Annotated in this window: 3 protein-coding genes; all 3 read left to right on the top strand. The window is 45.8% G+C overall.

Annotation, left to right across the window (positions count from 1 at the left end; translation table 11 throughout):
* Positions 1-41 precede the first annotated feature (41 nt).
* The 3 genes from DQM55_RS07225 (at position 42) to DQM55_RS07215 (ending at position 24,371) form a co-directional block, all read left to right on the top strand.
* Complete coding sequence (locus DQM55_RS07225) at positions 42-10,208, top strand: CshA/CshB family fibrillar adhesin-related protein (protein WP_111675971.1); 10,167 nt, start codon at positions 42-44, stop codon at positions 10,206-10,208.
* A gap of 208 nt (positions 10,209-10,416) precedes the next feature.
* The gene (locus DQM55_RS07220; protein ID WP_111675970.1) at positions 10,417-15,711 is read left to right on the top strand and encodes a CshA/CshB family fibrillar adhesin-related protein; all 5,295 of its coding nucleotides are present in this window, start codon (positions 10,417-10,419) and stop codon (positions 15,709-15,711) included.
* A 344-nt stretch (positions 15,712-16,055) separates the two neighbouring features.
* On the top strand, positions 16,056-24,371 hold the full coding sequence (locus DQM55_RS07215) for a CshA/CshB family fibrillar adhesin-related protein (protein ID WP_111675969.1): 8,316 nt from the start codon (positions 16,056-16,058) through the stop codon (positions 24,369-24,371).
* Positions 24,372-24,409 lie beyond the last annotated feature (38 nt).

Genomic DNA, 24,409 nt, shown 5'->3' with positions numbered 1-24,409 from the left:
TATAATACCAATTGCTATTAAATATTAATATAGGAGATTCTATGGGAAAAGAATTATTTAACCCCCATTTAAATAAGTTTTCAATTCGAAAATTAAATGTCGGAGTTTGCTCGGTATTATTATCTACCGTTTTCCTTTTAGGTACTGCGGCTACAGTCAATGCAGATGAAACTGCCAGCGGAACTGTGGATGATAATATCTCACTGCCAGAAAAACTGACGGAGTCTGCTGTCAGTCAGCCTGCTCTTGAGAATACAGCAACATCTGCTGTTCCTGAAACAGCTAACTCAGAAGCAAGTGCTGATCAAAATCAGCTGGTAAGCCCAGTTGCAGCTTCAGAGCAAGCGACACCTGAAAAGGCACAAGAAGCTAATCAAACAGCTGAGACCTCTAATGAAGCCAGACCTGCTGAAGCTAGTCGGGCTCGCTCTTATTCAGTGCAATATACGCCAAAACCAAGTTCTGCGGCTATGCCAAGGTCTGATCGTAATGGCCAGCCAATGGAGGCAGGAACATCATTCCGTACTGCCAGTCCTGCTGGTCAAGCTAGCTCTGCTATACAAGATGCAACACCTAATCCTACAGTTTCTAAACCAACACTGGAAGAATCAGTGAGGAAACGCTCTGATGAGTTGATGAAGCAAGTAAACTGGCTGGATTTTGGTGATACTAAATCACTGAGAAATCTAGATAAAGATGGTTCATTTAAAGTAGGGACAGTATATGAGAAGGAAATTTCGCCGGGCTATGTGGTCAAACTGACTGTCACGGAATTGAAACCTTTCTATGCGACAGAGATCTATCGTGATCGAGTAAAGGGAACTGAGTACGAAAGCAGTTATGATCCCAATGCAAAAAATACTTGGCTTCAGTATAACAATAGCAATAATTATGCTTATCAGTATTGGTATGGTGATGATTACCGTCCTAAAATTACTGGTGCTGCTCAGAATCAATATTCAGCTATTAAGTCAGAAGGAATTGATACCAAGGGGCGTAAGACTCAACTGCAGGTTCCTAAAGATGAAGCCAACTACGGTGTGAAGTTCAAAGTTGAAGCTAGATATCGTGGGAAACCTGTTAAAGCAACAGTTGTCATGGCTGATGGAGAAGAGGCAAACCCTGGTGAGTATGCTATCTTTACAACCAATGGTAAGGGTTGGGAACATTTGGCCGAGTGGAAGCGTACAGTTACAGACGCAAATGGTGTGACTACTGAGATTACAGAAACCTATAAGCCAATGAAGCCTACTACAGAAGGTCAATTTATTGGAGATGACGGTACTGGGGTTCATTGGCAGGCCTATGTCAGTCCTGACCAAAAGACTGGCGGACTGGGAAGTCAAGTATTTGGACCTAACATTTCTAGAAATAATACGATTCCACTTGTGATGACTCGTGGTGCTTCAGAGGTTGGTATTTACATAGCTTCTTCTGGTCAGCAGGCTGCGATGATTGGTTTTATGGCAATTGATGAAGGTGATGCACCGGATTCCTATGGAAAAGCTATCCATGCTATTTCAAGATACAATGCAGAAACTGGCGGTCAAAATCCACAGCCATTCTTGGGCCGTGTTGCGGCTGATATTGATACCACATCTGGAAACAACTGGAAGCATGACGATCAGAATGATTTAGCCGATGAAGGTGTTAATCAGCTCTTGTCTGATGATTTAGTCGGGAAAACCAATGGTCTCTTTCCAGTCAACCGTCTGCATGACGGAGATTATTCTCTCCGCATCCATGCTTCGGCTAACGGTTACGAAAAAGCCTATGTTCGCGCCTGGATTGACTTCAATAATAATGGTGTCTTCGATGAAGATGAAGCCAGTGAATTTACCGAAGTAACAACTGAGGGAGATTATACTGTCAACTTTAAGAAGAATCCAGCTATGACTAATCCTGAACTTAGCAAGCTGGGAATGCGTGTTCGTATCGCCTTGAACAAGGGAGATATTGAAAAGCCAACTGGAACTGCATTTAGTGGTGAGGTGGAAGATCTAGAAGTTGAACTGACCTATCCACCAAAAGGTGAGAAGAAGGAAAGTACTGGAATCCGTGATCAGAGACAGACAGCCACTCTTCATTTTACTCCGCAGGGAATTGCTCAAAATACTGAAAATAAGAAAGTAGCAATTGATACTACCAAAGCTCCGATTGTATTAGATACGAGAGGAAATGCCCTGACAGCTGATGCAGAAGGCTGGTATAACACTTCTGAAGGCAGTTATAAAGTAACAGCAAACGGTGCGGATGTAGATGTGGTATATGAGCCTAAGGCAGGCTTTATCGGCACAGCCCAGGGAATTAACATCCGTCGTTTTGATACTAATGGAGCAAGTACAGATTGGATTGCCAAAAATCAGGCTGAAGCAGTCATCAATGACCAGCTCAACACCATGGATGGACGCTATGTGCCAACCGTGCTCAATGTTCCTAAGTATGAAACAACGGATGCTCAAGGACTAACGCAAGAAAAGACGCCTGTCTTTAATGATGGTGATGCTGGCAAAACTCCGACAAGTCCGAGCGAAGCAAATTCTGTAAAATTTGTGAAAGCAGATGGAACGACTACAGATGATACTAGAGTTCCAGCTTTATCAAATGGTCGGGAAGTCGGTCGTTTTGAAGTCCAACCTGCAACAGGTAAGATTACTTTCAAACCAAACAAAAACTTTGTTGGGACTGTAGACCCTATTTCCGTTCAGCTGACTGATGGCAAAGGTATTCCGCATCAAGCTGTTTATCAGCCAAAGGTGACTCCTGTTAAACCATCTGCTCAAGGTGCCAGCAGCGAGGGCATTCAAGGTGCAGTTCAGACAGGGCAATTGACCTTCAATCCGGGCAATAATCTTGTGCCTATTGATAGCAAGAAGTTGCCAATCTTTGATAATGGCAGCCAAACTAAAACAGTTGATGGTGTCGGCACTTATCAGGTGGATAATCAAGGCTTAGTTACCTTCACTCCACTGCCGACTTATACTGGACGGCCAGCGGCAGAGACTGTCAAGCGAGTAGATGTCAATGGAACAGAAGTAACAGCTACCTATCAGGCTGATGTGAAAGCAGCAGCACCAAGTGCAACGAATACTGAAACCAGTGGTGTACAAGGTCATGTTCAGCGAGGAAAAGTCAGCTTCACAGAAGGTTCTGCGCAAGTCAACGGTCAAAAACAAACTGTGGCCTTTCCAGCTGGCTCAACTCCGCTCTTCGACAATGGTTCGACTGTTAAAGAAGTGCCTACTGTTGGTAAGTTTGAAGTGGATGAGGATGGAAATGTAACCTTTACTCCAGAGAAACAATTTAAAGGCCTTACGCCAGACATCAGGATTACTCGTACAGATACGAATGGCAGCACGGCTACAGCTATCTACAAGGCGACAGTCACTGCTGTAACTCCAACAGGGACAAACATCACCAGCACTGGTAAACAAGGTCGTCCACAGACAGGTAAGCCAAACTTTGTCAGTGGTAACCCAGATGTACCGATGGATAATGATACTCCAGCGACTTTCGATGATGGAAGTAAGCGCAAGGTCGTTCCAAATGTCGGAATCTTTGAAGTGGCACCAGATGGATCTGTCACTTTCACACCAGACAAGCAATATGTTGGTACACCGGATCCAGTTCTTGTTAAGCGAGTGGACAAAAATGGCACTCCTGTGACAGCTAAATATACGCCTACTGTTGAGAAAGTGACCCCAAGAGCAACAGGTGCTCAGACAAAAGGCCCTCAAGGTCAAGTTCAAAAAGGAAAAGTTACTTTTGAACCAGGAAGTCCTCAAGTTGGTTTCCCAGAAAACAGCACCCCAGTCTTTGACACAGGCACGAATGTGAAAGAAATTGCCAAAGTCGGTAAGTTCGAGGTGGACGGAGAGGGTAATGTCACCTTTACTCCAGTCAAAACGTTTGTCGGTAAGACACCAGAAGTTGAACTCAGCCATGCAGATGTCAATGGCACAGTAGCCAAGGCCAAATATCGAGCGACTGTGACCGCTGTAACTCCGACGGGAACTGGAGATCAGACAGAAGGTCCGCAAGGACAAGTTCAAAAGGGCCGTGTAACTTTTAAAGCTGGCGATCCTAAAGTAGGATTCCCAGCCAACAGCACGCCAGTCTTTGACACAGGTACGAATGTCAAAGAAATTGCCAAAGTCGGTAAGTTTGAAGTAGATGCTGAGGGTGTTGTTACCTTCACGCCAGACAAGCGCTTTGTAGGTGAAACGCCAGAAATTAGCATTACTCGCAAAGATGCAAATGGTATTGCCGCGAAAGTAACTTATATCGCGACGGTTACATCAGTAACTCCAACAGGGACTAATGTGACTAGCACAGGTCCTCAAGGTCTTCCGCAAACGGGTACCCCAACTTTCCAAGGTGGTGATCCGCTAGTTCCGATTGATGAAGCAGTCACGCCAACCTTTGAAGATGAAAGCAAGGAAAAGACTATTTCAGGTCAGGGAACTTACACCATTGCACCAGATGGCACAGTGACCTTCACACCAGAGAAGCAGTTTGTAGGAAAGCCAGATTCAATTACTGTAAAACGTGTCGATAAGAACGGCACTCCGGTTACTGCAACTTACAGTCCTGAGTTTACTAAGGTGACTCCAACAGGAACTGGTGATAAGACTGAAGGATTACAAGGTCAGGTTCAAGAAGGTCATGTCACCTTCACGCCTGGTCATGCCTCTGTACCATTCCCAGCTGAAACAACTCCGCTCTTTGACAATGGTTTGACTGTTAAAGAGATTCCAACCGTTGGTAAATTTGAAGTGGATGCCAATGGCAAGGTGACTTTCACGCCAGACAAGCAGTTTAAGGGAACCACTCCTGAGCTGACATTGGTTCGAGCAGATGTGAATGGCACTCCTGTTACCGTCAAATATCAAGCAGTGGTGAAAGAAGTGGTTCCAACGGGAACAAATATTACCAGCACTGGTGAGCAAGGTCGGCCACAAACAGGCAAGCCAAACTTCGTAAGTGGCACTCCGGGAGTACCACTGGATAATGACACTCCGGCTACTTTCGATGACGGAAGCAAGCGCAAGGTTGTTCCAAATGTCGGTATCTTTGAAGTGGCTCCAGACGGTTCTGTTACCTTTACCCCGGATAAGCAATATGTTGGAACACCAGATCCAGTTGTTGTTAAGCGAGTGGACAAAAATGGCACTCCTGTGACAGCCAAGTACACGCCAACAGTTGAAAAAGTGTCTCCAAGAGCGACAGGTGCTCAGACAGAGGGGCTTCAAGGCCAAGTTCAAAAAGCCAAAGTTACTTTTGAAGCAGGAAGTCCGCAAGTCGGCTTCCCAGAAAACAGTACGCCAATTTTTGATACTGGCACTACTGTACAGGAAGTTGCTAAAGTCGGTAAGTTCGAGGTTGATGCGGAGGGGAATGTTATCTTCACACCAGTCAAATCGTTTGTCGGTAAGACACCAGAAGTTGAACTCAGCCGTGCAGATGTCAACGGTACAGTAGCAAAAGCCAACTACCAAGCAACTGTGACCGCTGTGACTCCGACCGGTACTGGTGACAGGACAGAGGGCTTGCAAGGTCAGGTTCAAAAAGGCCATGTCACCTTCACGCCAGGCCATGAATTAGTTCCATTCCCAGCAGGTTCGACTCCGCTTTTTGGTAACGGAAAAAATATTAAAGAAGTTCCAAATATCGGTAAGTTCGAAGTGGATGCGGATGGCACTGTAACTTTCACTCCAGACAAACAGTTCAAGGGTGAAACACCAGAATTAGGAATTATTCGTGTGGATGCCAACGGAACTCCTGTTACAGTTAAGTACCAAGCGGTAGTGAAAGAAGTAACTCCGACAGGTACCACCGTGACGAGCATCGGTCCACAAGGTATGCCGCAAACAGGAACTCCAACTTTCAAAGGTGCAGACCCACTAGTTCCAATCGATGAAACTGTTGAGCCAACTTTCGCAGATGGAAGTAAGGAGAAGAAGATTCCAGGCCAGGGAACGTACACCATTACTCCAGATGGCGTAGTGACCTTCACGCCAGAGAAGCAGTTTGTAGGCACACCGGACCCAATCACAGTGAAGCGAGTGGACAAGAACGGCACACCAGTGACGGCAACTTACAGTCCAGAGTTTACTAAAGTAACTCCAACAGGTACTAATGCAACAAGCACCGGTCCACAAGGTCTTCCTCAAATTGGCACACCGACCTTTGCAGGTGGTGATCCATTGGTTCCGATTGACGAAACAGTTGAACCGACCTTTGAAGATGGAAGCAAGAAGAAGACCATTCCAGGTCAAGGAACGTATACCATCACTCCGGATGGAGCAGTGACCTTCACGCCAGACAAGCAATTTGTAGGTAAACCAGATCCAATCACTGTAAAACGTGTTGATAAGAATGGCACTCCAGTAATGGCAACTTACAGCCCAGAGTTTACTAAGGTTACGCCAACTGGTACTGGCACTAAGTCAGAAGGCTTGCAAGGTCAAGTCCAAGAGGGCCAAGTCACCTTCACTCCAGGCCATGACTCTGTTCCATTCCCAGCTAGTTCAACTCCATTATTCGATAATGGTACCGCAGTTAAAGAAGTGCCAAATGTTGGTAAGTTCGAAGTGGATGCGGACGGCAAAGTAACCTTCACACCAGACAAACAATTCAAGGGTGAAACGCCAGAACTTGAATTGACTCGCACTGATGTCAATGGTACCCCTGTTACAGTTAAGTATCAAGCAGTAGTGAAAGAGGTAACTCCAACAGCTACTACCTCAACCAGCACTGGCCCACAAGGCCGTCCACAAACGGGTAAACCAAACTTTGTTGGTGGCGACCCGAATGTACCACTGGATAATGATACTCCAGCGACTTTCGATGATGGAAGCAAACGCAAGGAAGTTCCAAATGTTGGAATCTTCGAAGTAACACCAGATGGATCTGTCACTTTCACACCTGACAAGCAATTTGTTGGCACACCAGACCCAGTTGTTGTTAAGCGGGTAGATAAGAATGGTACACCAGTGACGGCTAAGTACACACCAACTGTTGAGAAAGTGACTCCAAGAGCGACAGGTGCTCAGACAGAGGGGCTTCAAGGCCAAGTTCAAAAAGGTAAGATTACTTTTGAAGCAGGAAATCCGCAAGTCGGCTTCCCAGAAAACAGTACGCCAGTCTTTGACACTGGCACGAATGTCAAAGAAATTGCCAAAGTCGGTAAGTTCGAAGTAGACGGAGAGGGTAATGTTACCTTTACTCCAGTTAAAACGTTTGTTGGTAAGACACCGGAAATCGAACTCAGCCGTGCCGATGTTAATGGCACAGCAGCTAAGGCTAACTACCAAGCGACTGTGACTGCTGTTATTCCGACCGGTACTAGTGACAAGACAGAAGGACTTCAAGGCCAAGTTCAAGAAGGGAAAGTTACCTTCACGCCAGGGCATGATTCAGTTCCATTCCCTGCTGGTTCGACTCCGTTATTTGACAATGGTTCTTCTGTTAAAGAAGTACCGAATGTCGGTAAGTTCGAAGTGGATGCAGATGGCAAGGTTACTTTCACTCCAGACAAACAATTCAAGGGTGAAACACCAGAACTTGAATTGACTCGTGTGGATGCCAATGGAACACCAGTAACTGTCAAATATCAAGCGGTAGTGAGGGAAGTCACTCCGACAGGTACCACCTCAACCAGCACTGGTAAACAAGGACGTCCACAGACAGGTAAGCCAAACTTTGTCAGTGGCAATCCAGATGTACCACTGGATAATGACACTCCAGCGACTTTCGATGATGGAAGCAAACGCAAGGAAGTTCCAAATGTCGGTACTTTTGAAGTGGCACCAGATGGATCTGTCACTTTCACACCTGACAAGCAATTTGTTGGAACACCAGACCCAGTTGTTGTTAAGCGAGTGGACAAGAATGGTACGCCAGTGACGGCTAAGTACACACCTACAGTTGAGAAAGTGACCCCAATAGGAACTACCGCAACCAGCACTGGTCCTCAAGGCCTGCCTCAAACGGGTACTCCAACCTTCACAGGTGGTAATCCACTGGTTCCAATTGATGACTCAGTCGAGCCAAGCTTCTACGATGGCAGCAAGGAAAAGACTATTCCAGGTCAGGGAACTTACACCATTACTCCAGATGGCTCAGTGACCTTTACTCCAGAGAAGCAGTTTGTAGGTAAACCAGATCCAATCACTGTAAAACGTGTCGATAAAAACGGCACACCGGTAACGGCGACCTACAGTCCAGAGTTTACGAAAGTAACTCCGACTGGTACTGGATCCAAGACAGAAGGTCTTCAAGGCCAGATCCAAGAAGGAAAAGTCACCTTCACTCCAGGCCATGAATTAGTTCCATTCCCGGCCGGTTCGACTCCATTATTTGATAATGGCTCTTCTGTCAAAGAAGTACCGAATGTTGGTAAGTTTGAAGTGGACGCAGACGGCAAGGTTACTTTCACTCCAGACAAACAATTCAAGGGTGAAACGCCAGAACTTGAATTGACTCGCACTGATGTCAATGGTACCCCTGTTACAGTTAAGTACCAAGCGGTAGTGAAAGAGGTAACTCCAACAGGCACCACCGCAACGAGCACTGGCCCACAAGGTCTTCCGCAAACCGGCACTCCAACTTTCAAAGGTGCAGACCCACTAGTTCCGATCGATGAGACAGTTGAGCCAACCTTTGCAGATGGCAGCAAGAAGAAGACCATTCCAGGTCAAGGAACGTATACCATCACTCCGGATGGAGCAGTGACCTTCACGCCAGACAAGCAGTTTGTAGGTAAACCAGATCCAGTCACAGTAAAACGAGTGGATAAGAACGGCACACCAGTGACAGCGACCTACAGTCCAGAGTTCACCAAGGTAACTCCGACAGGTACTGGCACTAAGACAGAAGGTCTGCAAGGTCAGGTTCAAAAAGGTCAGGTGACTTTCACGCCAGGACATAAATTAGTTCCATTCCCTGCTGGATCTACTCCACTCTTTGGTAACGGAAAGAATATTAAAGAAGTGCCAAATGTTGGTAAGTTCGAAGTGGATGCGGATAACAAGGTGACCTTCACCCCGATAAAACAATTCAAGGGTGAAACGTCAGAACTGGGATTGATTCGTTTAGACGCTAACGGAACTCCGGTTATTGTCAAATATCAAGCAATAGTGAAAGCAGTAGTCCCAACTGGTAAAGATACCACATCTACGAATATCAAGGGTCATGTTCAGACTGGCACACCTGTCTTCGAAGCAGGTGATCCATTGGTACCAATTGATGAGACGATTGCGCCAATCTTCGAAGACGGAAGCAAGGAAAAGACTATTCCGGGTGAGGGAACCTATACCATCACACCAGACGGTACAGTAACTTTCACTCCAGAAGCTGATTTCCTTGGTCAGGGAAGCGGTGTGACTCTTATTCGTCGTGATAAGAATGGCACTTCAGTTACAGCTCGCTATGTTCCAACCGTGGTGGAACCATCAACTAGCAAGGATAGTGTGTCTAGCGGCCGTAAGGGCCAAGCTCAAACGGGCACGCCAACTTTTGAAGGGGCGATTGACCAGGCAGTAGCACCGACCTTTGCAGACGGCAGCACAGAGATGGTTGTCCCGGGTGAGGGAACTTACAGGTTCAATATGCTAGGGGCAGTGACCTTCGTTCCAGAAGCTGACTTTGTCGGAACTGCTCGCGGAGTTGTCGTGAAGCGTTCAGATATTTATGGCAATGCTGTGACGGCTACCTATACCCCAACTGTTTTGGGAAGCACGGCCACAGAAGATACCGGTAGCACCGGTCTCAAAGGCCAGCCGCAGACTGGTAAACCAATCTTTGAAGGAGACGTGGATCCAACCGTTCCTCCAACTTTCGAGGATGGCAGTACTGAAAAGGTTGTTCCAGGCCAAGGAACTTACACGATTGCGCCAGATGGCACAGTGACCTTTGTACCGGAAACTGGCTTTGTCGGTCAAGCTGACGGCGTGACTGTCATTCGTAAAGACCGCAATGGTCAGACGATTTCAGCAGTCTATGTTCCGACTGTGACAGAAGCTCCTGTTCAGCCAGAGCGGACGATTACGCCTGCACCACCATCTCTTTCTAAGAGTGAGGGTGCAAAATCCCTTCCTAAGACAGGTACAGAAGAAACCTCCTACTTAGCAGCAAGCTTACTTGCGGGAGTATCAGGTTTGGGACTGATTGGCTTAGAGAAGAGAAAGAAGAAGTCTGAAGACTAAGAGGTGAGAACTTAGCTTCTAACCGCTAAATCAAAATAGGAAAGATTCGTTTATGGATCTTTCCTATTTTTGTTAAAAATAGACCATTTTTAACAAAGTGTCTAATTATAATGTTAGTTTCTTACAATTATAGTTATATATATGGATAACTAAAATAGAATAGTGTATAATAAAAGCTGCAATTTAAATGATTATTTAGGAGATTATTATGGGAAAAGATTTATTTAATCCTCACCTGCGTAAGTTTTCGATTCGAAAACTAAACGTCGGTGTTTGTTCTGTGCTCTTATCAACCTTGCTTCTTTTGGGAGCAGCAACACAGGTTAGCGCTGATGAAACTGTTGGTTCTAATGCCCAAAGTGAGGTTTCGCAAACAGGTACAGCAGGTTCCTCAGGAAGTACTGCAGAATCAGTAAATTCACCAGCTGAGGAAAGTAAGCCTGACACTATTGCAGTTCAAGCAGAAGATGCGTCTGCGGTAGCGACTGCAAGGCCTGATTCAGTTGATAAGCCAACAAGTGAGCAGCCAGCTGCAGAAACTACCTCTTTGCAAACAACTGTTCCTGCAGAAGTTAAGTCTGAGGAAAACAGCCAACCAGCTCCTGCTCAACCGGCAGGAACTACAGAGACTCCTCAGCCTAGTCGCTCTCGTCGGGTAAGACGGGATGCAGCACCTACTGGTCTGCGAGATGGTGACCCTAACAACACCATTGAAAAGCCTACTTTGGCTGATTCTGAAAAAAAGAACCCGACAGACTTGATGAAGCAGATTAACTGGCTGGATCTTGGGGATAAAAGTGCTATCAGCAACTTAGATACGGACGATTCCTTTAAAGTTGGTACTGTCTATGAAAAAGAAATTTCACCTGGCTATCGTATCAAACTGACAGTGACGGAATTAAAACCCTTCCACTCAACAGAGATTTATCGTGACCGCGTCAAGGGTACTGCGTATGAAAGTAGCTATGATCCGAATGCGAAAAACACTTGGTTCAGATATGTAAATGAAGACTATAAAAAGCAGGAAGCTGAGGGAGATTCGGCTAGACCGAAAATTATAGGAGCGGAGCAGAATCAATGGACATCTGTTCGAGACCAAGGGATTAACACCAATGGCCGAAAGACTCAATTACAAGTTCCTAAAAATGGTGCTAGCTACGGTATAAAATTCAAGGTAGAAGCGACTTACCTTGGGAAACCTGTAAAAGCAACAGTTATCATGGCAGATGGAGAAGAAGCCAACCCAGGGGAGTATGCTATCTTCACGACCAATGGCCAAGGATGGGAACACTTGGCAGAATGGAAACGTGTCCTGCCAGACGGTCGGGAAATTACCGAAACTTATGCACCGATGAACCCTAACAGATATGGTCAATATATAGGAGATAATGCGACTATACCTGTAATCGACTGGACTGCTTTTACTAATCCAGATCAAAAAACAGGAGGCTTGGGCTCTCAGGTCTTTGGTCCTAATACTTCTAAAGATCACACAGTTCCGATTGTGATGACACGTGGTGCTTCAGAAGTTGGGATTTATATTGCTTCTTCTGGTCAGCAAGCTGCTATGATTGGTTTTATGGTAGTAGATGAGGGGGATGCACCAGCTTCTTATGGAAATGCTGTTCATGCTATTTCTGGTTATGATGCCAATACAGGTGCAAGAACTCCTCAGCCATTCTTGGGTCGAGTTGAAGCTGATATTGATACTACTTCGGGTAATGACTGGAGGCATGATGACAATACTGATCACGCAGACGAAGGGGTTGATCAGCTCTTGCCTTCAGATTTGACCGGTAAGACAAATAACCTTTTCCGAGTCAATCGTCTTCAAAATGGTGACTACTCAGTTCGCCTGCAAGCCTCTGCCAATGGTAATAGCAAGGCCTATGTCCGTGCTTGGATTGATTTCAATCAAAATGGTGTTTTTGATGAAAATGAGGCCAGCGAATTTACTGAAGTAACAACGGCTGGTGACTATACTGTTAATTTTAAGAATAATCCAGCGATGACCAATCCTGAAGTTAGCAAGCTGGGAATGCGGGTCCGTATTGCCCTGAATAAAGGAGATATTGAAAAACCTACTGGGACAGCGTTTAGTGGGGAAGTTGAAGACTTAGAAGTCATCTTGACCTATCCGCCAAAAGGTGAAAAGAAGGAAAGTTCAGGAATAATCGGCCAGCCTCAGAAAGCTACTCTTCAGTTTACACCTCAAGGTATTGATCAAAATGATGAAAGCAAGAAAGCGGCTATTGATACAACTGTAGCACCTGTTGTTTTGGACAATGCAGGTCATACATTAACAGCAGATGGCGACGGTTGGTACAGTACTGCTGAGGGACGATATAAAGTAACAGCCAAGGGTGCAAATGTGGATGTGATATTTGAACCTAGCACTGGCTATATCGGTACTACTCAGGGAATTAATATCCGACGTGTTGATACTAATGGTGCAAGTACAGATTGGATTGCGAAGAATAATGGAGAACCTGTTATCAACAATAAGTTGAATAACATGGATGCCCGCTATATTCCGACTGTTTTGAATTTCGCGGAACATCGTTCGACGGACGCACAAGGTTTGCCTCAAGTGCAAGATATTGTCTTTAATGATGGAAATCCTGCTAAGACACCTGTTCAACCATCTTCAACGAATCCTGTCTCTTTCTTGGATGCTGATGGCAATCGTATTGTTGGAACAAGCGCGAAGGCAACCTCGCAAGGCCAAGAAGTGGGAACCTTTGAGTTAGATCCAGCTACTGGTCGTGTGACTTTCACTCCGAATAAGTCATTTGTAGGGACGGTCGACCCTGTTAACCTACAATTGTATGATATCGATGGAACAGAGCACCGTGCAATCTATCAACCAACAGTAACGCGTCTTGTTCCAACAGCACAAGGAGCAAACTCTGAAGGTATTCAAGGTGCTGAACAATCTGGTGATTTGATCTTTACGCCAGGTGATAATCGTGTGCCAATTAATGAGGCAGTTGCTCCAACTTTTGATAACGGTCAAACAACTAAGGTTGTTCCGAATGTCGGAACTTATATGGTTGATAACTCAGGTCGTGTAACCTTCCAACCGGTTCCTAGCTACACTGGCCGTCCAAGTGCTGAATCTGTTAAACGTGTTGATATGAACGGGACAGAAGTAACCGCTGCTTATCAAGCCGAAGTTAAGGCCGCAACCCCAACAGGTCAAGATACACAGTCTACTGGTTTACAAGGGAAACTTCAAACGAGTCACCTAAACTTTACTCCAGGTCAAGCAAGTATTAATGGACAGAATGCGATGGTGCCTTTAGCGCCAGAGGGACCACAATTTGTAGTTAATGGGCAAATTCAACAAGCTAATAGTCTGCCTGTGCATGATGCAAGTGGCAAGCTACAAGGAACCTACACTGTTCAAGCTAATGGAGATATTAGCTTCCAACCTGCACCTGATTTCCATGGGACGCCAACTCCTGCGCGTCTTCGTGTAAGGGATATGAACGGTTCTACAGCAGAAGCGGTTTACCAACCTACAGTGACTCAAGTAACTCCAACCAGCACCGATGCGACTAGTACAGGTCCTCAGGGCGTTCCACAAACCGGTACCCCAACCTTCGCGGGCGGTGACTCAACTGTTCCAATTGATATGGATTCTCCAATGACCTTCGAAGATGGCCAGCCTAAGAAGACTGTTCCAGGAGTAGGGGAATACACTATTAACTCAGATGGTTCTATCACTTTTACTCCTGAGAAACAGTATGTTGGCACCCCAACACCAGTTACAGTAAAACGTGTAGATAAAAATGGCACGGAAGTTACCGCAACTTACACGCCAATTGTTACTAAGGCAACGCCAACCAGTACCAATGCAACAAGCACAGGACCTCAAGGAGTTCCACAAACTGGTACACCAACTTTCCAAGGTGGTGATTCATTAGTTCCAATTGATGAAACCGTTGAGCCGACCTTTGAAGATGGAAGCAAGAAGAAGACTATTCCAGGTCAAGGAACTTACACCATTGCTCCAGATGGCGCAGTGACCTTCACGCCAGACAAGCAATTTGTAGGCAAGCCCGATCCAGTCACTGTAAAACGTGTGGATAAAAATGGTACGCCAGTAACTGCAACATATAGCCCAGAGTTTACTAAGGTAACTCCAACCGGCACCACAGCGACTAGCACCGGTCCGCAGGGTGTTCCGCAAACAGGCACTCCAACTTTCCAAGGTGGTGATCCACTAGTTCCAATCGATGACACAGTAGAGCCAAGCTTCAACGACGGAAGCAAGGAAAAGACTATTCCAGGTCAAGGAACATATACCATCACTCCAGATGGCGAAGTGACCTTCACCCCAGATAAGCAGTTTGTAGGCAAACCTGATCCAATCACTGTGAAACGTGTGGACAAGAATGGAACTCCAGTAACTGCGACATACAGCCCAGAGTTCGCCAAGGTAACTCCGACTGGTAAAGATACTACATCTATAAATATCAAGGGGCATGTTCAGACTGGCAAACCTATCTTCGAAGCAGGTGATCCATTGGTTCCAATTGATGAAACAGTTGAACCAACTTTCGAAGATGGAAGTAAGGAAAAGACAATTCCAGGTCAAGGAACTTACACCATCACTCCAGATGGCTCAGTTACATTCACACCAGACAAGCAATTTGTAGGAAAAACCGATCCAGTCACAGTGAAGCGAGTGGATAAGAATGGCACCACAGTGACGGCTCGCTATGTTCCGACCGTGGTTGCACCATCAACCAGTCAGGACAGTGTGTCCAGCGGCCGCAAGGGCCAAGCTCAAACGGGCACGCCAAGCTTTGAAGGGGCGATTGACCAGGCAGTAGCACCGACCTTTGCGGACGGCAGCACAGAGATGGTTGTACCAGGAGAAGGAACTTATCGGTTCACTATGCTGGGAGCAATAAACTTTGTGCCAGAAGCTGACTTTGTCGGAACTACTCGCGGAGTTGTCGTGAAGCGTTCAGATATTTATGGAAATGCTGTGACGGCTACCTATACCCCAACTGTCTTGGGGACTACTGCCACAGAAGATACCGGCAGCACAGGTCTTAAAGGCCAGCCGCAGACTGGTAAACCAATCTTTGAAGGAGACGTGGATCCAATTGTTCCGCCAACATTCGAGGATGGTAGCACCGAAAAGGTTGTTCCAGGCCAAGGTACTTACACGATTGCGCCAGATGGCACTGTGACCTTTGTACCGGAAACGGGCTTTGTCGGCCAAGCTGACGGTGTGACAGTGATTCGCAAAGACCGCAATGGTCAGACGATTTCAGCGATTTACGTTCCGACTGTGACAGAAGAACCTGTTCAGCCAGAACGGACGATTACGCCTGCACCGTTATCTCTTTCTAAGAGCGAGGGTGCAAAAGCCCTTCCTAAGACAGGTTCAGAAGAAACCTCCTACTTGGCAGCAAGCTTACTTGCGGGAGTATCAGGTTTAGGACTGTTTGGCTTAGAGAAGAGAAAGAAAAAGTCTGAAGATTAAGAGATAGGAACTTAGGTTTCAATTCCTAAATTAAAAGAGGAAAGATTCATTAGTGAATCTTTTTTCTTTATATCCAAGGAAATAAATCTTAAAAACTTCATAATAATAGTATTTCTAAAATGTTAAACACTAAAGTAGAATCTGAAATATTCCTATATTTATTTAATTTATAAGGATTTTTCTATGGTCTATTTTTTCTTTTGTTTTCAAAAATAGACTATAAAACGCTTTGTGTCAATTTTTAAAAAAATTTTTTATATAATTATAGTTATATATATAGCTAACTAAAATGGAATGTTGTATAATAAAACTATTGTAACTAGATGATTATTTAGGAGATTATTATGGGAAAAGATTTATTTAATCCTCACCTGCGTAAGTTTTCGATTCGGAAACTGAACGTCGGTGTTTGTTCTGTGCTCTTGTCAACCCTGCTTCTTTTGGGAGCAGCGGCACAAGTTAGTGCTGACGAAGCTAGTGATTCTGGTGCCCAGAACGATGTTTCGCAAACAGGAATAGCCGAATCATCAGTGAATTCTGCTGAAACTGTGGCTTCTGAACATTTACATGCAAAAGAAAGTTCAGCACTTGCTTTTGCTACTGAGACCCTTCAATCCGATGATAATCCTAGTCCAAGAAGCTCAGAGCCTGAGAAAGTTGAAGAATCTACTGAATCTACAGCAACTAAATCAGTCGAGGATACTCAACCAATCACTGTTCACCCAGAAACATCTAACGCGGCTGTCGTGTCTGAAAAGTCAGAAGCAACCGCAGATCTAGCTCAGCCTAATCGCTTTCGTCGTGTGAGACGGGATGCTACACCTACTGGACAACAGAACAGTCTAACAACAGGAGTTCCGATAGGTACTGGATCAGCTGGGGCAGATGATGCTACCTCTACGCCAAGAGTACCTAAACCAAGCTTGGAGGAATCTGTCAAGAAAGATAGTACCCAATTAGCCAAACAGATTACTTGGCTTGATTTTTCGGATATTGCAAGTTGGAAAGGATTGGATTCACGAGGCGGACTCCAAGTAGGAACGACCTTCAAGAAAGAAATTTCACCTGGCTATGAGGTGACCTTGACCGTCACAGAGCTCAAGCCTTTTAATTCCACAGAAATATATAGAAAACGGGTTAAAGGAACACCGACAGAAAATACTTATAACCCAAATGCACAAAATGATTTCTTGCAGTCGAGTTCAAAATATGGGAGAACACCACTTTCAGTGATAGGGGCAAGTCAGGATCAATGGACAACTATTCGTAATCAAGGTTTTAATACCCAGAATCATAAGACGCAACTTGTTTACCCTGAGGATTCAGCTAACTGGGGAGTGAAATTCAATATTGAGGCAACCTATCTCGGTAAGCGAGTGGCCCCTACGGTGGTTATGGCCGATGGTGAAGACGCCAACCCAGGTGAATTTGCTATCTTCACTACTAACGGAGAAGGATGGGAATATCTCGGTGAATGGAAGAATAAGAGTACTGCCAAAGAAGCCTACACGGTTATTACCAAGCAAATGGTGGATGAAGCGGATAAAAAAACGCGCGGCGGCCTCTTAATTTTAAGAGATAAAAGCGTAGACTGGTATAAGTACCTCAGTCCAGATACCGTGACGGGTGGTCTGGGAAGTCAGGTATTTGGACCAAACCGTTCTAACGAACGGACGGTTCCTGTAGTGATGACGCGTGGGGCATCTGAAGTAGGTTTCTATGTAGCATCATCTGGGCAACAGGCTATGATGATGGGATTTTTAGTGGTGGATGGAAGTGATGCGCCAGCGACTTATGGCGAAGCCTTCCATACCATTTCAGGACGTGATTCGGTGACTGGTAAGCTAATTAATCAGCCTTATTTAGGGACAACGCCAGCTGATATTGATGTTGAGTCATCCAATGACTGGGTTCTGGATGATAAAAAGGAACATAAGGACGAGGGGGCCAGCCAATTACTAGCGGACGATCAATTAAGCGCTTCTAATGATTTGCTTGATTTAGACAAAGCCACAAATGGAACTTATACGATTAAAATCAAAGCTAACCCAAATGGCAATGCTAAATCCTATGTCAAGGCATGGATTGACTTCAATAATGATGGAGTCTTCAGTGAAAGCGAAGGTAGCAACCTACAAGAGATTACAGCTGCTGGTGACTATACCTTGACCTTCAATGCCAACTCAAATATTAGTGGCGGTCAAGTAGACAAATTGGGTATGCGTTTCCGAATTGCGACTAATAAAGGCGATATTGAGCAACCAACCGGTATTGCCTTTAGCGGTGAAGTAGAAGATATGCTCTTGCATCGCATTTATCCTCCTAAGGGGGAGAAGCAGACTACGGACGGCTTTACAGGTGAGACTCAAACTACTATCCTTCACTTCACACCTAAAGGAACGGATCGTTCAGACGACAGTGTCAATGCAGTTATGAGTACCCAAGCGCCTCAGGTTTTGGATAAGAAAGGCCAAGTTCTGACCGCCGTCGATGGTAACTATATTCGTCCAGAAGGGACCTATCAAGTGACCGTCAATGGCAATGATGTGCAAGTAACCTTTACACCAAATGCGGAATTTTCTGGAATTGCTGATGGAATTAACATCCGTTGGACTGACAGCAATGGTACATCAACTGGATGGACTTCAACGGATACTTCTGACCCTAATAAAAATGATCAATTGACTAGTATGGACGGCCGTCATGTGCCGACAGTCCGTAAGATTCCAAACTACGAATCAAATGGTATTCAAGGGTTAGACCAAAATAAAACGCTAATCTTTAACGATGATGATGCGAATACGGCCCCTCTCATGCCAGATGCTACCCATCCTGCCATCTTTGTGGATGCTAACGGTCAGACAGTAGCAGGCAACACGGTGCCAGCCATGTCCAATGGCCAGCAAGTCGGGACCTATGAATTGGATCCAAATACCGGCCAAGTAACTTTCAAACCTATCAAAACTTTTTATGGTACGCCAGACCCAGTGGTAGTTCAAGTCAGTGATACCGATGGTAAAGCACATCGGGCACGCTACCAACCTAATGTGACCCAAGTAACACCAAGAAGCACCGATGTTGAATCAACTGGCCTCCAAGGTCAAGCACAAAGTGGTAAGCCGACCTTCACCCCAGGTGACCAACAAATCCCAATTGACATGAGCAAAGCCATGACTTTTGAAAATGGGACGAACACCTTGGAAGTAGCTAATGAAGGAACTTATACTATCAATTCAGATGATACCATTAGCTTCAAGCCGCTTAAGCAATTCACTGGTAAGGCGACTCCAGTGACGGTCAAACGTGTTGATACCAATGGCACCGAAGTGACTGCAACCTATACACCTAACGTGACCAAGGTCACACCAACCAGCACACCCGCTATTTCATCAGGTCCTCAAGGGGTGCCACAAACAGGAACGCCGGTCTTCAAGGAAGGCGACCCAGCGGTTCCAATCGACTATAACAAGCAAATGACCTTTGACGATGGTCAACCTAAGAAGACGGTTGCGGGCGTAGGGGAATATACCATCAATTCAGATGGATCTATTACCTTTACCCCAGATAAGAAATATGTGGGGACCCCAGCTGCAGTGACGGTCAAACGAGTTGACGAAAATGGCACCGAAGTAAGAGCGACCTATACGCCAACCGTGACGGAGGTTACACCAAGAAGTACCAATGCCGTTTCAAGTGGCCTGCAAGGACAACCACAAAGTGGCAAGCCAACCTTCACCCCAGGTGACAAGGCTGTGCCGATTGATATGAGCCAACCAATGACCTTTGAGGATAATCAAACAACTAAGAAGGTAGACAAGGTCGGGACTTATGTCATTGAGTCAGACGGTACGATAACTTTCACGCCAGACAAGCAATATGTGGGGACCCCATCTCCAGTAACAGTTAAACGCGTAGATACAAATGGAACCGAAGTAAGAGCAACCTATACGCCAGCTGTGACGCGAGTCACACCAACCAGCACCAATGCTGAGTCAACAGGCCTGCAAGGCCAACCACAAAGTGGCAAGCCAACTTTCAGTCCAGGTGACCAAGCAGTTCCAATCGATATGACCAAGTCCATGACCTTTGAAAATGGGACTGACACGTTGGTAGTAGCTGATCAAGGAATTTATACTATTAATTCAGATGGTTCCATTACTTTTAAGCCAGAGAAGAAATTTACTGGCAAGGCGACCCCAGTCAATGTTAAACGTGTAGACACAAATGGAACAGAAGTAACGGCCACTTACACACCTACTGTTGAAGAAGTTATTCCAAACGCAACTGGCGATCAGACTGAAGGTCCACAAGGATTGGTTCAGAATGGCAAGATTACTTTTGAAGCTGGAAGACCAGAAGTAGGTTTTTCAGCAGACAGTACCCCAGTTTTTGACACGGGTACCAATGTGAAAGAAATTGAAAATGTTGGCAAGTTTGAAGTGGATATTGATGGTAATATTACCTTTACACCTGTTAAGACATTTGTAGGTAAAACACCTGAAATTGAAGTCAGTCGTGCAGATGTCAACGGTACCGTCGCTAAGGCAAAATATCAAGCAACGGTGACAGCAGTAAAGCCAACTGGTGTTGGAAATAAGACAGAAGGCCTGCAAGGTCAAGTTCAAGAAGGTAAAGTGACCTTCACACCAGGGCACGACTCTGTTCCATTCCCAGCTGGTTCAACTCCATTGTTTGATAACCATTCAACAGTGAAAGAAGTACAGAATGTCGGTAAGTTTGAAGTGGACTCTGATGGTAAGGTTACCTTCACTCCAGTCAAGCAGTTTAAGGGGGAAACACCAGAACTTGAATTGACTCGCACCGATGCTAATGGCACTCCTGTTACAGTCAAATACCAAGCAGTTGTGAAAGAAGTGGTTCCAAGAGGAACCGACGCGACTAGCACAGGTCCTCAGGGTGTTCCGCAAATAGGTAGCCCGAGCTTCCAAGGTGGTGATCCGCTAGTTCCGATTGATATGGATTCTCCAATGACCTTTGAAGATGGTCAACCTAAGAAGACAGTTCAAGGAGTAGGAGAATATACCATCAACTCAGATGGTACTATCACCTTTACCCCAGACAAACAGTATGTGGGGACCCCAGCTTCAGTTACTGTTAAACGTGTAGATAAGAACGGCACGGAAGTTACTGCCACCTATACGCCAACGGTAACACGGGTAACGCCTACTAGTACCAATGTTGAATCAACGGGTCTCCAAGGTCAACCGCAAAGTGGCAAGCCAACTTTCAGTCCAGGTGACCAAGCGGTTCCAATCGATATGACCAAGTCCATGACCTTTGAAAATGGGACTGACACTTTGGTAGTGGCTAATCAAGGAACTTATACCATTAATTCAGATGGTTCTATTACCTTCAAACCAGTTAAGCAATTTACTGGCAAGGCGACACCTGTTACGGTTAAACGAGTCGATGCTAACGGTACAGAAATAACTGCGACTTATACACCGACCGTTACCAAGGTGATACCAACCAGCACCAATGCGACTAGCACAGGTCCTCAAGGTGTCCCTCAAACTGGCATTCCAACCTTTGCGGGTGGTGATCCACTAGTTCCAATTGATGACTCAGTAGAGCCAACTTTCGAAGATGGAAGTAAGGAGAAAAAGATTCCAGGTAAAGGAACCTACACCATTACTCCAGATGGAGCAGTGACCTTCACGCCAGACAAGCAATTTGTGGGTAAACCAGATCCAATCACTGTGAAGCGAGTGGATAAGAACGGTACACCAGTAACGGCAACTTACAGCCCAGAGTTTACTAAGGTTACGCCAACTGGTACTGGCACTAAGACAGAAGGCCTACAAGGTCAAGTCCAGGAAGGCAAAGTGACCTTTACGCCTGGTCATGACTCAGTTCCATTCCCAGCCGGTTCGACTCCACTCTTTGGTAACGGAAAGAATATTAAAGAAGTGCCAAATGTTGGTAAGTTCGAAGTGGATGCGGACGGCAAGGTTACTTTCACTCCAGACAAACAATTCAAGGGTGAAACACCAGAACTCGAATTGACTCGTGTGGATGCTAATGGCACTCCAGTAACCGTCAAGTACCAAGCGGTAGTGAAAGAAGTGATTCCTACTAGCACCAATGTGATTAGCACTGGTCCTCAAGGTGTTCCGCAAACTGGCACCCCAACTTTTGCTGGCGGTGATCCACTAGTTCCAATTGATGACTCAGTAGAGCCAACTTTCGAAGATGGAAGCAAGAAGAAGACCATTCCAGGTCAAGGAACGTATACCATCACTCCGTATGGAGCAGTGACCTTCACTCCAGACAAGCAATTTGTAGGTAAACCAGACCCAGTCACAGTAAAACGAGTGGATAAGAACGGCACACCAGTGACAGCGACCTACAGTCCAGAGTTTACCAAGGTAACTCCAACTGGTACTGGTGATAAGACAGAAGGTCTTCAAGGTCAAGTCCAAGAAGGTAAAGTAAGCTTCACCCCAGGCCATGACTCTGTTCCATTCCCAGCTGGTTCAACTCCGCTGTTTGATAACAATTCAACAGTGAAAGAAGTTCCAAATGTCGGCAAGTTCGAAGTGAATGCGGATGGAAAGGTGACTTTCACACCAGACAAACAATTCAAGGGTGAAACACCGGAACTCGAATTAACTCGTGTGGATGCCAACGGTACTCCTATCACCGTCAAATATCAAGCAGTAGTGAAAGAAGTGATTCCAACTGGCACCAATGCGACTAGCACTGGTCCTCAAGGTGTTCCACAAACCGGTACTCCAACGTTTGCGGGTGGTGATCCACTAGTTCCAATTGATGAATCAGTAGAGCCAACTTTCGAAGATGGCAGCAAGGAGAAAAAGATTCCAGGTCAAGGAACTTACACCATTGCACCAGATGGCGTAGTGACTTTCACACCTGAAAAACAATATGTTGGTAAACCAGATCCAGTCACTGTGAAACGTGTAGATAAGAACGGCACGGAAGTGACTGCGACTTACAGTCCAGAATTTACGAAAGTAACTCCAACTGGTACTGGCACTAAGACAGAAGGCTTGCAAGGCCAAGTTCAAGAAGGCAAAGTAAGCTTCACTCCAGGGCACAACTCTGTTCCATTCCCTGCTGGTTCGACTCCGTTATTTGACAATGGTTCTTCTGTCAAAGAAGTACCGAATGTTGGTAAGTTTGAAGTTGATGCGGACGGTAAGGTGACTTTCACTCCAGACAAGCAGTTTAAGGGTGAGATACCGGAACTTGAATTGACTCGTACCGATGCCAATGGCACTCCAGTAACCGTCAAGTACCAAGCGGTAGTGAAAGAAGTGATTCCTACTAGCACCAATACAACCAGCACCGGTCCACAAGGTGTTCCACAAACCGGCACACCGACCTTTGCAGGTGGTGATCCACTGGTTCCAATTGATGACTCAGTTGTGCCAAGCTTCGACGATGGCAGCAAGGAAAAGACCATTCCAGGTCAGGGAACATACACCATTACTCCAGATGGAGCAGTGACCTTTACTCCAGACAAGCAGTTTGTAGGCAAACCAGATTCAGTGACTGTAAAACGTGTCGATAAAAATGGCACTCCAGTAACAGCTACCTACAGTCCAGAGTTTGCCAAGGTTACTCCAACTGGTAAAGATGCGACCTCTACGAATATCAAAGGTCATGTTCAAACAGGCAAACCTGTATTTGAGTCAGGTAATCCATTGGTGCCAATTGATGAGACGATTGCACCAACCTTCGAAGACGGAAGCAAGGAAAAGACTATTCCGGGTGAGGGGACTTATACCATCACGTCAGATGGGACAGTCACCTTCACTCCAGAAGCTGATTTCCTTGGTCAGGGAAGCGGTGTGACTCTTATTCGTCGTGATAAGAATGGCACTTCAGTTACAGCTCGCTATGTTCCAACCGTGGTTGCACCATCAACTAGCAAGGACAGTGTATCCAGTGGCCGCAAGGGCCAAGCTCAAACGGGCACGCCAACTTTTGAAGGGGCGATTGACCATGCAGTAGCACCGACCTTTGCGGACGGCAGCACCGAAATGGTTGTCCCAGGAGAAGGAACTTATCGGTTCACTATGCTAGGGGCAGTGACCTTTGTGCCGGAAGCCGACTTTGTCGGAACTGCTCGCGGAGTTGTCGTGAAACGTTCAGATATTTATGGCAATGCCGTGACGGCAACCTATACCCCAACTGTTTTGGGAAGCACGGCCACAGAAGATACCGGTAGCACCGGTCTCAAAGGCCAGCCTCAAACTGGTAAACCAATCTTTGAAGGCGACGTAGATCCAACCGTTCCTCCAACTTTCGAGGATGGCAGTACTGAAAAGGTTGTTCCAGGTCAAGGTACTTACACGATTGCGCCAGATGGCACAGTGACCTTTGTACCGGAAACTGGCTTTGTCGGCCAAGCTGACGGTGTGACAGTGATTCGCAAAGACCGCAACGGTCAGATGATTTCAGCAGTTTACGTTCCGACTGTGACAGAAAATCCTGTTCAGCCAGAGCGGACGATTACGCCTGCCCCTCCATCACTTTCTAAGAGTGAGGGTGCAAAATCCCTTCCTAAGACAGGTACAGAAGAAACCTCATACTTAGCTGCAAGCTTGCTTGCGGGAGTATCAGGTTTGGGACTGATGGGCTTAGAGAAGAGAAAGAAAAAGTCTGAAGACTAACATAGGCTTGAAGAAATTCCGTTAATAAACTAGAAGAA

The organism is Streptococcus sanguinis, from assembly GCF_900475275.1.
In the GTDB taxonomy this organism is placed as follows: domain Bacteria; phylum Bacillota; class Bacilli; order Lactobacillales; family Streptococcaceae; genus Streptococcus; species Streptococcus sanguinis_N.
Note: the sequence above shows the minus strand (reverse complement) of the source record. Positions and strands in the feature narration are given on the sequence as shown.

What these genes read in the sequence shown, in the direction of transcription:
- DQM55_RS07225 (WP_111675971.1), top strand. Translation starts at nt 42, where the DNA reads ATGGGAAAAGAATTATTTAACCCCCATTTAAATAAGTTTTCAATTCGA.
- DQM55_RS07215 (WP_111675969.1), top strand. Translation starts at nt 16,056, where the DNA reads ATGGGAAAAGATTTATTTAATCCTCACCTGCGTAAGTTTTCGATTCGG.
- DQM55_RS07220 (WP_111675970.1), top strand. Translation starts at nt 10,417, where the DNA reads ATGGGAAAAGATTTATTTAATCCTCACCTGCGTAAGTTTTCGATTCGA.